9 protein-coding genes are annotated in these 12,524 nt (G+C 39.9%); 6 read left to right on the top strand and 3 right to left on the bottom strand.

Features of this window, described 5'->3' with window-relative positions; translation table 11 throughout:
• The first annotated feature begins 124 nt into the window (after nt 1-124).
• The 6 genes from OC529_RS05765 to ezrA all read left to right on the top strand — a co-directional run bounded on the left by OC529_RS05765 (nt 125) and on the right by ezrA (nt 8,818).
• On the top strand, nt 125-2,575 hold the full coding sequence (locus OC529_RS05765) for a bifunctional DnaQ family exonuclease/ATP-dependent helicase (protein WP_173213696.1): 2,451 nt from the start codon (nt 125-127) through the stop codon (nt 2,573-2,575).
• A gap of 36 nt (nt 2,576-2,611) precedes the next feature.
• Nucleotides 2,612-3,835, top strand: a complete 1,224-nt coding sequence (locus OC529_RS05760) for an FtsW/RodA/SpoVE family cell cycle protein (RefSeq protein ID WP_173213694.1) — start codon at nt 2,612-2,614, stop codon at nt 3,833-3,835.
• A 10-nt stretch (nt 3,836-3,845) separates the two neighbouring features.
• Complete coding sequence (locus OC529_RS05755) at nt 3,846-4,400, top strand: DJ-1 family glyoxalase III (protein WP_173213691.1); 555 nt, start codon at nt 3,846-3,848, stop codon at nt 4,398-4,400.
• Nucleotides 4,401-4,484: 84 nt separating this feature from the next.
• Nucleotides 4,485-5,048, top strand: coding sequence for an HAD family hydrolase (locus OC529_RS05750; protein WP_173213689.1), 564 nt, complete (start codon nt 4,485-4,487; stop codon nt 5,046-5,048).
• A 14-nt stretch (nt 5,049-5,062) separates the two neighbouring features.
• Nucleotides 5,063-7,009: a DNA topoisomerase (ATP-hydrolyzing) subunit B gene (gene gyrB / locus OC529_RS05745; protein WP_173213687.1), complete on the top strand. Its 1,947-nt coding sequence runs from the start codon at nt 5,063-5,065 to the stop codon at nt 7,007-7,009.
• Nucleotides 7,010-7,090: 81 nt separating this feature from the next.
• Entirely contained in the window at nt 7,091-8,818 is a 1,728-nt protein-coding gene (gene ezrA / locus OC529_RS05740; protein WP_173213685.1) for a septation ring formation regulator EzrA, read from the top strand.
• A 185-nt stretch (nt 8,819-9,003) separates the two neighbouring features.
• Here the strand turns inward: ezrA and OC529_RS05735 are convergent, their stop codons facing one another.
• The 3 genes from OC529_RS05735 to OC529_RS05725 all read right to left on the bottom strand — a co-directional run bounded on the left by OC529_RS05735 (nt 9,004) and on the right by OC529_RS05725 (nt 12,356).
• Nucleotides 9,004-9,303 carry a DUF1827 family protein gene (locus OC529_RS05735; protein WP_000767194.1) on the bottom strand — a complete coding sequence of 100 codons (300 nt, stop codon included), beginning with the start codon at nt 9,301-9,303 and terminating at the stop codon, nt 9,004-9,006.
• A 211-nt stretch (nt 9,304-9,514) separates the two neighbouring features.
• The gene (locus tag OC529_RS05730) at nt 9,515-9,967 is read right to left on the bottom strand and encodes an NUDIX hydrolase (protein ID WP_000013084.1); all 453 of its coding nucleotides are present in this window, start codon (nt 9,965-9,967) and stop codon (nt 9,515-9,517) included.
• Nucleotides 9,968-10,097: 130 nt separating this feature from the next.
• Nucleotides 10,098-12,356 (bottom strand): ATP-dependent Clp protease ATP-binding subunit, encoded by a 2,259-nt coding sequence (locus tag OC529_RS05725; RefSeq protein WP_262081691.1) that lies wholly within the window; start codon nt 12,354-12,356, stop codon nt 10,098-10,100.
• Nucleotides 12,357-12,524: the final 168 nt, after the last annotated feature.

Here is a 12,524-nt window from a genome sequence, read left to right as displayed (position 1 = left end):
AAAAATAAGTAGGCTAGGATGCTCTGTTTGCTGGGATTTTTAAGGCAAGTAACCTTCTTGAGTTTGAAAATTATCCTATGTTTGCAGGTGCCAAATGGCCCTTTTTTTGGTATAATTTTTTATAATGAAAACGATTGGTAATCGCTATGTTGTGGTGGATTTAGAGGCAACTAGCACAGGTAGTAAGGCTAAAATTATCCAAGTGGGAATTGTTGTGATTGAGGACGGAAAAATCGTCGATCACTATACGACGGATGTCAATCCACATGAACCCTTAGATGCTCATATCAAAGAACTGACAGGATTGACAGACCAACGTCTGGCGCAAGCACCTGATTTTTCGCAAGTTGCTAGAAAAATCTTTGACTTGGTGGAGGATGGGATTTTTGTAGCCCATAATGTTCAGTTTGATGCTAATCTCTTGGCGGAGAATTTATTTTTTGAAGGCTATGAACTAAGAAATCTTCGTGTGGACACGGTCGAATTGGCTCAAGTCTTTTTCCCAGAACTGGAAAAATATAGTTTGCCGATTTTGTGTCAGGAATTAGGAATTCCTCTTAAGCACGCTCACACAGCCCTTTCAGATGCCCAAGCTACTGCTGAATTACTCTTATTTCTACGGGAAAAGATGGCCCAACTTCCTAAAGGTCTCTTGGAACGCTTGCTGGAAATGGCTGATGCTCTCTTATATGAGTCCTATCTGGTTATTGAAGAAATTTATCGAAGTCAATCTATCCTGAGTTCACCAAACTTGGTCCAAGTTCAAGGACTGTATTTCAAGAAAACTACAGCTCCCCTGGAGCTACGAAAACTATCTCAAGATTTTTCTAAAAATATTTCTTTGTTGAACCTTGAAGTGAGGGAGGAACAAGAAAGTTTTGCTAAAGAGGTTGGCTTGCTATTGAAAGATGAGCCTGTCTCTCTGATTCAAGCGCCGACTGGGATTGGGAAAACTTATGGCTATCTCTTACCCGCTTTGTCCCAAGTGGAAAATCGTCAGATTGTCCTTAGTGTTCCGACAAAGATTCTTCAAAATCAAATCATGGAAGAAGAAGGTAAACGTCTCAAGGAAGTATTTCATACAGATATTCATTCTTTAAAGGGACCACACAATTATCTGAAGTTGGATACCTTTTATCGTTCCTTGCAGGAAAATGATGAAAATCGCTTATTTAGACGTTTTAAAATGCAACTCTTGGTCTGGTTGACAGAGACAGAAACAGGAGATTTGGATGAAATTGGGCAACTCTACCGTTACCAACATTTTCTGACAGATCTTTGTCATGATGGGAATTTATCATCTCATAGCTTATTTGTGACGGAAGATTTTTGGAAACGTAGTCAAGAAAGGGCACAAACCTGCAAGCTTTTAGTGACCAATCATGCCTATCTTGTAACTAGACTGGAAGATAATCCTGAATTTGTCAGTGACCGTTTATTGATTATTGATGAAGTTCAAAAGATTTTGTTAGCTCTAGAAAATCTGCTTCAAGAGACCTACGATATCCAGTCTATTATCAATTTGCTTGATAAGGCTCTACTGGAGGAGCAAAATAAGGTCCAACAACGAATACTAGAAAGTATTCGCTTTGAGTGCTTCTACTTGATAGAACAATTTCAGTCTGGAAAATCTAGGAAAAATATCTTAGATTCTCTGGTCAATCTCCATCAGTATTTTTCAGAATTAGAGGTAGAAGGCTTTGAGGAGCTGGTTCGCTATTTTACAGCTGACCGAGATTACTGGCTTGAAGCAACTGAAACGAGTCAAAAGAAAATTCAGATTTCTTCTACGAAATCAGGCCGTATTCTTCTATCTTCCTTAGTGCCTGATTCATGTCAAGTCTTGGGAGTGTCGGCCACTCTTGAGATTAGTCAAAGAGTTTCTTTGGCAGACCTGTTAGGCTATCCCGAAGCTAAATTTGTTAAGATTGAAGCTTGTAAAAAACAGGATCAAGAAGTGGTCTTGGTCAAAGATTTTCCTCTAGTAACAGAAACTTCCTTAGAAGTTTATGCCCAAGAGGTAGCTGATTTACTGATGGGAGTTCAAGCTTTCCAGCAACCGATTTTGGTTCTCTTTACCGCTAAAGACATGCTTCTAGCAGTATCGGATTTACTTCCAGTTAGCCACTTGGCCCAGTATAAAAATGGGGATGTTCATCAGCTAAAGAAACGCTTTGAAAAAGGTGAACAACAAATCCTGCTTGGCGCAGCAAGTTTCTGGGAAGGAGTTGATTTTTCAAGTCATCCTTTTGTAATTCAAGTTGTACCAAGACTTCCTTTCCAAAATCCTCAAGAGCCCTTGACGAAAAAGATCAATCAGGAACTAATTCAAGAAGGGAAAAATGCCTTTTATGATTATCAATTGCCAATGGCTATTATTCGTTTAAAACAGGCTTTGGGAAGAAGTATGAGACGTGAACACCAACGTTCTTTAACTCTTATTTTGGATAGGAGAATTGTCGGAAAACGATACGGCAAGCAAATAGTGACTTCTCTAGCAAAAGAAGCGACTGTTAAAACCGTCTCTCGATCCGAAGTTGATGAAGCTGTTGATAAATTTTTAAATGAACTTTGATAAATAGTATTGTATGAAAGTATAAGGTTAGTGTATATGAAACGTTCTCTCGACTCTAGAGTCGATTATAGTTTGCTATTGCCAGTATTTTTTCTACTGGTCATCGGTGTGGTGGCTATCTATATAGCCGTTAGTCATGATTATCCAAATAATATTCTGCCCATTTTAGGGCAGCAGGTCGCCTGGATCGCCTTGGGGCTTGTGATTGGTTTTATCGTCATGCTCTTTAATACAGAATTTCTTTGGAAAGTGACCCCCTTTCTGTATATTTTAGGCTTGGGACTTATGGTCTTGCCGATTGTCTTTTATAATCCAAGCCTAGTTGCATCAACGGGTGCCAAAAACTGGGTATCAATAAATGGAATTACCCTATTCCAACCGTCAGAATTTATGAAGATATCCTATATTCTCATGTTGGCCCGTGTGATTGTCCAATTTACAAAAAAACATAAGGAATGGAGACGCACAGTTCCACTGGACTTTTTGTTGATTTTCTGGATGATTCTCTTTACTATTCCAGTACTAGTTCTTTTAGCACTTCAAAGTGACTTGGGGACAGCTTTGGTTTTTGTAGCCATTTTCTCAGGAATCGTTTTATTATCAGGGGTTTCTTGGAAAATTATTATCCCAGTATTTGTGACTGCTGTAACAGGAGTTGCTGGTTTCTTAGCCATCTTTATTAGCAAGGACGGAAGGGCTTTTCTTCACCAGATTGGAATGCCGACCTACCAAATCAATCGGATTTTGGCTTGGCTCAATCCCTTTGAGTTTGCCCAAACAACGACTTACCAGCAGGCTCAAGGGCAGATTGCCATTGGGAGCGGTGGTTTATTTGGTCAAGGTTTTAATGCTTCGAATCTGCTTATCCCAGTTCGAGAGTCGGATATGATTTTCACGGTCATTGCAGAAGATTTTGGCTTTATTGGCTCTGTCCTTGTTATCGCCCTTTATCTCATGCTCATTTATCGTATGTTGAAGATTACTCTCAAATCAAATAACCAGTTCTACACCTATATTTCCACAGGTTTGATTATGATGTTGCTCTTCCACATCTTTGAGAATATCGGTGCTGTAACGGGCTTGCTTCCTTTGACCGGGATTCCACTGCCTTTCATTTCGCAAGGAGGATCGGCTATTATCAGTAATTTGATTGGTGTTGGCTTGCTTTTATCGATGAGTTACCAGACTAATCTAGCTGAAGAAAAGAGCGGAAAAGTCCCATTCAAACGGAAAAAGGTTGTATTAAAACAAATTAAATAAGGAGAAAATCATGGTTAAAGTAGCAGTTATGTTAGCTCAGGGCTTTGAAGAAATTGAAGCTTTGACAGTTGTAGATATCTTGCGTCGTGCCAATATTACTTGTGATATGGTTGGTTTTGAAAAGCAAGTGATGGGGTCGCATGCAATCCAAGTAAGTGCAGATCGTGTTTTTGATGGTGATTTATCAGACTATGACATGATTGTCCTTCCTGGCGGCATGCCTGGTTCTGTACATTTGCGAGACAATCAGGCCTTGATTCAAGAGTTGCAAAGCTTCGAACGAGAAGGGAAGAAACTGGCAGCTATTTGTGCTGCGCCAATTGCCCTCAATCAAGCAGGGATATTGAAAAACAAGCAGTACACTTGTTATGACGGCGTTCAAGAGCAAATCCTTGATGGTCAATATGTAAAGGAAACAGTAGTGGTAGATGGTCATTTGACAACCAGTCGAGGCCCTTCGACAGCTCTTGCCTTTGCCTACGAGTTGGTGGAGCAACTAGGAGGGGACGCAGAGAGTTTACGAACAGGAATGCTCTATCGAGATGTCTTTGGTAAAAATCAGTAAAACGGGAGTTATTCTCTCGTTTTTTATGTGGAAAAATCAGGGAAATCATCGCTTTTTTCATAAAAAAATGCTATAATGAAGGGTATGAAATATCACGATTATATCTGGGATTTAGGTGGAACTTTACTGGATAATTATGAAACTTCAACAGCTGCATTTGTTGAAACATTGGCATTGTATGGTATCACACAAGACCATGACAGTGTCTATCAGGCTTTAAAGGTTTCTACTCCTTTTGCGATTGAGATATTCGCTCCCAATTTAGAGAATTTTTTAGAAAAATACAAGGAAAATGAAGCCAGAGAGCTTGAACACCCGATTTTGTTTGAAGGAGTTTCTGACCTATTGGAAGACATTTCAAAACAAGGTGGACGTCATTTTTTGGTCTCTCATCGAAATAATCAGGTCTTAGAAATTTTAGAAAAAACTTCTATAACAACCTATTTTACGGAAGTAGTGACTTCTAGCTCAGGCTTTAAGAGAAAGCCAAACCCTGAGTCCATGATTTATTTAAGAGAAAAGTATCAGATTAGCTCAGGTCTTGTCATTGGTGATCGACCGATTGATATCGAAGCAGGTCAAGCAGCAGGATTGGATACCCACTTGTTTACCAGTATCGTGAATTTAAGACAAGTATTAGACATATAAGAAAAAGGAATAAGATGACAGAAGAAATCAAAAATCTGCAGGCACAGGATTATGATGCCAGTCAAATTCAAGTTTTAGAGGGCTTAGAGGCTGTTCGTATGCGTCCAGGGATGTATATCGGGTCAACCTCAAAAGAAGGTCTTCACCATCTAGTCTGGGAAATTGTTGATAACTCAATCGATGAGGCCTTGGCAGGATTTGCCAGCCATATTCAAGTTTTTATTGAGCCAGATGATTCGATTACTGTTGTCGATGATGGGCGTGGGATCCCAGTCGATATTCAGGAAAAAACAGGTCGACCTGCCGTTGAGACTGTCTTTACTGTCCTTCACGCTGGAGGAAAGTTTGGCGGTGGCGGCTACAAGGTCTCAGGTGGTCTTCACGGAGTGGGGTCTTCAGTAGTTAATGCTCTTTCCACTCAGTTAGATGTTCATGTCCACAAAAACGGTAAGATTCATTACCAAGAATACCGTCGTGGTCATGTTGTTGCAGACCTTGAGGTGGTTGGAGATACGGATAAAACGGGAACAACGGTTCACTTCACACCAGACCCAGAAATCTTTACGGAAACAACAACCTTTGATTTTGATAAATTAAACAAACGCATCCAAGAGTTGGCCTTTCTAAATCGCGGTCTTCAAATCTCCATCACAGATAAGCGCCAAGGTTTGGAACAAACCAAGAATTACCATTATGAAGGTGGGATTGCTAGTTACGTTGAATATATCAACGAGAACAAGGATGTGATCTTTGATACACCAATCTATACAGACGGTGAGATGGATGATATCACAGTTGAGGTAGCCATGCAGTATACAACGGGTTACCATGAAAATGTCATGAGTTTCGCCAATAATATTCATACACATGAAGGTGGAACGCATGAACAAGGTTTCCGTACAGCCTTGACACGTGTTATCAACGATTATGCTCGTAAGAATAAGTTACTAAAAGACAATGAAGACAATTTAACTGGGGAAGATGTCCGCGAAGGATTAACTGCAGTTATCTCGGTTAAACACCCAAATCCACAGTTTGAAGGACAAACTAAGACCAAACTGGGGAATAGCGAAGTGGTCAAGATTACCAATCGTCTCTTCAGTGATGCCTTCTCCGATTTCCTCATGGAAAATCCACAGATTGCCAAACGTATCGTGGAAAAAGGGATTTTGGCTGCTAAGGCTCGTGTGGCTGCCAAGCGTGCGCGTGAAGTCACCCGTAAAAAATCTGGTTTGGAAATTTCCAACCTTCCAGGGAAACTAGCAGACTGTTCTTCAAACAATCCTGCTGAAACAGAACTCTTCATCGTCGAAGGAGACTCAGCTGGTGGATCAGCCAAATCTGGTCGTAACCGTGAGTTTCAGGCTATCCTTCCGATTCGCGGTAAGATTTTGAACGTTGAAAAAGCTAGCATGGATAAGATTCTTGCTAACGAAGAAATTCGTAGTCTTTTCACAGCCATGGGAACAGGATTTGGCGCAGAATTTGATGTTTCGAAAGCCCGTTACCAAAAACTCGTTTTGATGACCGATGCCGATGTCGATGGAGCCCACATTCGTACCCTTCTTTTGACCTTGATTTATCGTTATATGAAACCAATCCTAGAAGCTGGTTATGTTTATATCGCTCAACCACCAATCTATGGTGTCAAGGTTGGAAGCGAGATTAAAGAATACATCCAGCCAGGTGCAGATCAAGAAATCAAACTCCAAGAAGCTTTAGCCCGCCATAGTGAAGGACGTGCCAAACCAACCATTCAGCGTTATAAAGGTCTGGGTGAAATGGACGACCATCAGTTATGGGAAACAACCATGGATCCCGAACATCGCTTGATGGCTAGAGTTTCTGTAGATGATGCTGCAGAAGCAGATAAAATCTTTGATATGTTGATGGGGGATCGAGTAGAGCCTCGTCGTGAGTTTATCGAGGAAAATGCCGTTTATAGTACACTTGATGTCTAAAAAATAGGGAGAAGTAGTTCCCTTGGTCTAAAAAATATGATATAATCATTACGATTGTTTCAAGTAAAAAAGGAGTTTGATATGTCTAATGGACAACTAATTTATTTAATGGTTGCAATTGCAGTCATTTTAGTTCTGGCTTATGTAGTGGCAATCTTTCTACGTAAGCGAAACGAGGGAAGATTAGAGGCGCTAGAAGAAAGAAAAGAAGAACTATACAATCTTCCAGTAAATGATGAAGTAGAAGCTGTAAAAAATATGCACTTGATTGGACAAAGTCAAGTGGCTTTCCGTGAATGGAATCAAAAATGGGTCGATTTATCTCTCAACTCTTTTGCCGATATTGAAAATAATCTCTTTGAAGCAGAAGGCTATAACCATTCATTTCGTTTTCTCAAGGCCAGTCATCAAATTGACCAAATTGAGAGTCAAATTACTTTGATTGAAGAAGATATTGCTGAAATTCGCAATGCTTTGGCAGACTTAGAGAAGCAAGAATCTAAAAATAGTGGACGTGTTCTTCATACCTTGGACTTGTTTGAAGAGTTGCAACACCGAGTTGCAGATCATTCTGAAGAATATGGCCAAGGTTTATCTGAAATTGAAAAACAATTGGAAAATATCCAATCAGAGTTTTCTCAGTTTGTAACTTTAAATTCGTCTGGAGATCCAGTAGAAGCAGCTGTGATTTTGGATAATGCTGAAAATCATATTTTGGCTTTAACGCATATTGTTGATCGTATACCAGCAATTGTAGCGACATTATCTAAAGACCTACCTGATCAACTGGAAGATTTAGAAGATGGTTATCGTAAGCTCTTAGATGCTAATTATCATTTTGTTGAAACGGATATTGAAGCGCGTTTCCACTTGCTTTATGAAGCATTCAAGAAAAACCAAGAGAATATTCGTCAGTTGGAATTGGATAATGCCGAATATGAGAATGGACAGGCACAAGAGGAAATCAATGCCTTGTATGATATTTTTACTCGAGAAATTGCTGCTCAGAAAGTAGTGGAAAATCTACTTGCAACTCTTCCAACTTACCTTCAACATATGAAAGAGAATAATACTTTATTGGGAGAAGATATTGCACGTTTGAGCAAGACCTATTTACTTCCTGAGACAGCTGCAAGCCATGTTCGTCGTATTCAGACAGAATTAGAGAGTTTTGAGGCAGCTATTGTTGAGGTAACTTCAAATCAAGAAGAACCAACCCAAGCTTATTCAGTTCTTGAAGAAAATCTTGAGGATTTACAAACTCAACTAAAAGATATTGAAGATGAGCAAATTTCAGTTAGTGAGCGCCTGACGCAAATTGAGAAAGATGATATCAATGCACGTCAAAAGGCCAATGTTTATGTCAATCGTCTCCATACTATCAAGCGATACATGGAAAAACGCAATCTGCCAGGTATTCCACAAACTTTCTTGAAGTTATTCTTTACGGCAAGCAATAATACCGAGGATTTAATGGTTGAGTTAGAACAAAAAATGATTAACATTGAATCTGTTACCCGAGTTCTTGAAATTGCAACGAATGATATGGAAGCTTTAGAAACGGAAACTTATAATATTGTACAATATGCAACCTTAACAGAGCAACTCTTGCAATATTCTAACCGCTATCGCTCATTTGATGAACGCATTCAAGAAGCATTTAACGAAGCTTTAGATATTTTTGAAAAAGAATTTGATTATCACGCTTCATTTGACAAGATTTCTCAAGCATTAGAAGTGGCAGAGCCTGGTGTAACCAATCGCTTTGTTACCTCATATGAGAAAACACGTGAAACGATTCGTTTTTAATAAAAGAAAAAGATTTGATTGTGTGAGAAACAGAATCAAATCTTTTTCTATAGTAGTATCTTTAGCAAAAGATTTCAAAATGATAAAAACGCATAATAGCAGGTGTAGAAACTCTTGCTACTATGCGTTTTATTATGGAAAGACTTATTGGACTTTCGCTCAAGTCGAGTTTTTACTCAATTTCCTTACTTGATTGGGATTGAAATTCCAATTAATTTCTCTGAGTAGAGTGTCTTGATATTGGCTTCATCAATAGAGTCCTTATCAATTTTACGTTTCAAGAAAAATTCTTGAATGGTTTCGATTTCAGGTTCACGAATAGCACGGTGTTTGTTTGAGATGAGGATTTCATAGTGAAGCGGCGCTTGGGTAAAAATAACATCTGTATTCCCCGCAGAATAAACCTCAACAAGGGTTGCATCGGTACTTTCTAGCTGACTTTTTACAAGTTGCGAGTGTGAGTTTGTCGTATTGATAAGCTTCATAATATTTCCTCCGATTTTCTAATTCTATTATAGCACTTTTTGAATAAAGTCGCTTGATTTATACTCAATGAAAATCAAAGAGCAAACTAGGAAGCTAGCCGCAGGTTGCTCAAAACAGTGTTTTGAGGTTGTGGATAGAACTGACAGAGTCAGTATCATATACCTACGGTAAGGCGACGCTGACGTGGTTTGAAGAGATTTTCGAAGAGTATTAGTCAATCTTATGCTGTTTTTTCCAAGATTGGATGGCCCATTTATGGCTACCACGTTTGAGGTTCTCAATAGCCTCGTCAATAGGGAACCAGGCAATATGATTAAAGTCTTCTAGTGGCTTTTGAACTTCCTTGAAAGAAGTCGCTTCATAGAGGTAGGCAGGATTGTAGTAGTAGGTATCACGGTGACGAGAGTAGAAATATTCGTCAGCTTGTCCATAATAGGTACCAATTTCAGCAGTGAATCCAAGTTCTTCAATCAATTCACGTTTTAGGGCTTCCTGATGATTTTCCCCTGCTTCAATTTCGCCACCTGGTAAGAACCAAGCACCATTAGGAGCTTGAACTAAAACTATTTGTTTTTGTTCAGCGTCAGGAATAACTGCATATACACCGTAACGTGAAACATAGTCTGTATTCGCTTTTTTTTCTCCGAAAGTTGGGTTTGCCATTGCATTTTCCTCATTATCTAGTATCGTTATTATTATCATAATGGACAAAGGGCAAGCTGTCAAGAAATTACAGTTATTTTAGTAAAAAAGAAGCAGAAAATTTTCATTTTCCACTTATTTTATATAGTATTTATTTTTCTGTTTTAGAAGCTTTCACTTCAGCTTTTTTGGCAGATTTGATTTGAATGTTGCCCTTGCTGGTCATAACTGCCTTTAGGTCTTTTTCACTTGGATTTTCAAGGTAGTAGTCAGTGATTGCGTCCTCAATATAGTCTTGAATAGTACGACGAAGTGGGCGCGCCCCCATTTTTGGATCATAACCGAGGTCAACCAATTTTTCCTTGACCTTGTCAGTTACATCCAAATGAATGTTGTTGCTAGAAAGGCGCTTGTTAACGTCTGCAAGCATAAGCTCGACAATCTGAAGGAGGTTTTCCTTGCTGAGAGCCTTAAATTCGATAATACCATCAAAACGGTTCATAAGCTCTGGGCTAAAGAAGTTACCGAGTTCACCGAGAACAGAGTTGGTACGTCCTTCTCTAGCAGCCCCAAATCCAACGCTGGCTTCTGCCTTACCTGTACCTGCATTTGAAGTCATGATGATGATGGCATCCTTGAAGCTAACGGTACGTCCTTGCCCATCTGTCAAACGACCATCGTCCAAGACCTGGAGGAACATGTGCATAACATCTGGATGGGCTTTTTCCACTTCATCCAAGAGAATAAGAGAATATGGATTGCGGCGAACTTTTTCAGTTAATTGCCCAGCCTCATCGTAGCCAACATAACCTGGAGGGGCGCCGACCAACTTAGCTACACTGTGTTTTTCCATGTATTCACTCATGTCAAAGCGAATCATGCTGTCAGCAGAACCAAAGAGTTCGATAGCTAGTTGTTTGGAAAGTTCTGTCTTACCGACACCAGTTGGTCCGACAAAGAGGAAGCTTCCAATTGGACGGTTTGGCGTACCGAGACCGACACGATTCCGGCGAATAGCCTTGGCAATCTTATCGACTGCATCGTCTTGCCCAATAACATGAGACTTGAGGTCTTCAGCTAGATGGATAAGTTGAGATTGTTCTTTCTCTTTCAAATCGCCAACAGGAATATTGGTTTTCTGCTCGATAATGTGTTCAATGGTTTTCTCACTGATGATAGGAGTATCCTGGTCTGTGACCTTTTTCTTTTGCATTTCCTTATACTTGGCAATCTGGTCACGGAAGTAGGCGGCCTTCTCAAAATCTTCCTCTCGTGTAGCTTGAGATTTAAGATTTTCAGCCTCAATCAAGCGCTGATCAATGACTTTAGGATCCACAAAATTCAAGGTCAAGTTCATCTTAGAACCTGCTTCATCTAGGAGGTCAATGGCCTTGTCAGGTAAGAAGCGGTCTTGAATGTAACGATTGGAAAGAGTTGCAGCTGCTTCAATTGCAGCATCGGTATATTGAACGTGGTGGTAGTCTTCGTATTTCTTTTGAATTCCTTTGAGGATAGTGATTGTTTCTTCCACCGTTGGTTCATCGACTTTAACAGGCTGCATACGACGCTCTAAGGCAGCATCCTTTTCAATGATACGGTATTCATTGAGGGTAGTAGCGCCGACCAGTTGCAGTTCCCCACGAGCAAGGGCTGGCTTGAGGATATTTCCTGCGTCCATATTACCATCACTCGCAGAACCTGCACCGACAATTTCATGGATTTCATCGATAAAGAGGATAATATCCTCACGTTTGCGAATTTCTTCCATGAGTTTTTGCATGCGTTCTTCAAATTGTCCACGAATACCCGTTCCTTGAACCAAGCTAACCACATCCAGACGGATGACTTGTTTACCTTGGAGTTTATGTGGAACATCGCCATCAACGATTTTCTGAGCTAGGCCTTCGACAACGGCCGTTTTTCCGACACCAGGTTCACCGATAAGGACAGGATTATTCTTGGTTCTACGATTGAGAATCTCGATGACACGGATAATCTCATCGTCGCGCCCAATAACGGGGTCAATGTCTCCACGACGGGCAATCTCAGTTACGTTGATACCAAATTCTTCTAGCAGGCCTTTTTCTTGGCTTGGTGGTGGAGTTTGAGCGGATCCATGATTTTGGGAACCATAACCGCCGTTTCCACCGTAACCTCCACCTGATTGGGTTGGGGGAATAGGAGGAGTGTTGTTAGAAGGTCTGAAATTGTTTAGGTCGTTGAAGAAATCACCAAAGGGATCGAAATCACGATTGTTCAAATCTGTCATGCCTTTAAAGAGACTGTTATTAGGGTCTGTTTTGATAATCTTATAGCAGTTTTGACAGAGGTCAATTTGTTTTTGTTTTCCATTGAGATTGGTGTAAAGATGAATTGTTGAGTCGTTAATTTTACAGTTTTGACAAAGCATACATCTACCTCATTTCTTTCTTTAGCCTGACCTGTTTAAAGGTCAAAAATAGTCAAATTTCTATACTCTCATTATAACAGGATTGGGGTGTAAAGCAAGTAAAAAGATTGTAGCTTTGAGAAGTTGTTACAATGAAAATCTTCGTGGATTTGGACTATAAAAAAATCC

This window comes from Streptococcus sp. Marseille-Q5855 (genome assembly GCF_946901985.1).
GTDB lineage: Bacteria > Bacillota > Bacilli > Lactobacillales > Streptococcaceae > Streptococcus.
This window is presented reverse-complemented; position numbering and strand designations above follow the sequence as displayed.

Bases quoted from the DNA above. Each gene is read 5' to 3' on its own strand.
- OC529_RS05755 (WP_173213691.1), top strand. From the start codon at position 3,846: ATGGTTAAAGTAGCAGTTATGTTAGCTCAGGGCTTTGAAGAAATTGAA.
- OC529_RS05730 (WP_000013084.1), bottom strand. From the start codon at position 9,967: ATGGCAAACCCAACTTTCGGAGAAAAAAAAGCGAATACAGACTATGTT.
- OC529_RS05760 (WP_173213694.1), top strand. From the start codon at position 2,612: ATGAAACGTTCTCTCGACTCTAGAGTCGATTATAGTTTGCTATTGCCA.
- OC529_RS05725 (WP_262081691.1), bottom strand. From the start codon at position 12,356: ATGCTTTGTCAAAACTGTAAAATTAACGACTCAACAATTCATCTTTAC.
- OC529_RS05750 (WP_173213689.1), top strand. From the start codon at position 4,485: ATGAAATATCACGATTATATCTGGGATTTAGGTGGAACTTTACTGGAT.
- ezrA (WP_173213685.1), top strand. From the start codon at position 7,091: ATGTCTAATGGACAACTAATTTATTTAATGGTTGCAATTGCAGTCATT.
- OC529_RS05765 (WP_173213696.1), top strand. From the start codon at position 125: ATGAAAACGATTGGTAATCGCTATGTTGTGGTGGATTTAGAGGCAACT.
- OC529_RS05735 (WP_000767194.1), bottom strand. From the start codon at position 9,303: ATGAAGCTTATCAATACGACAAACTCACACTCGCAACTTGTAAAAAGT.
- gyrB (WP_173213687.1), top strand. From the start codon at position 5,063: ATGACAGAAGAAATCAAAAATCTGCAGGCACAGGATTATGATGCCAGT.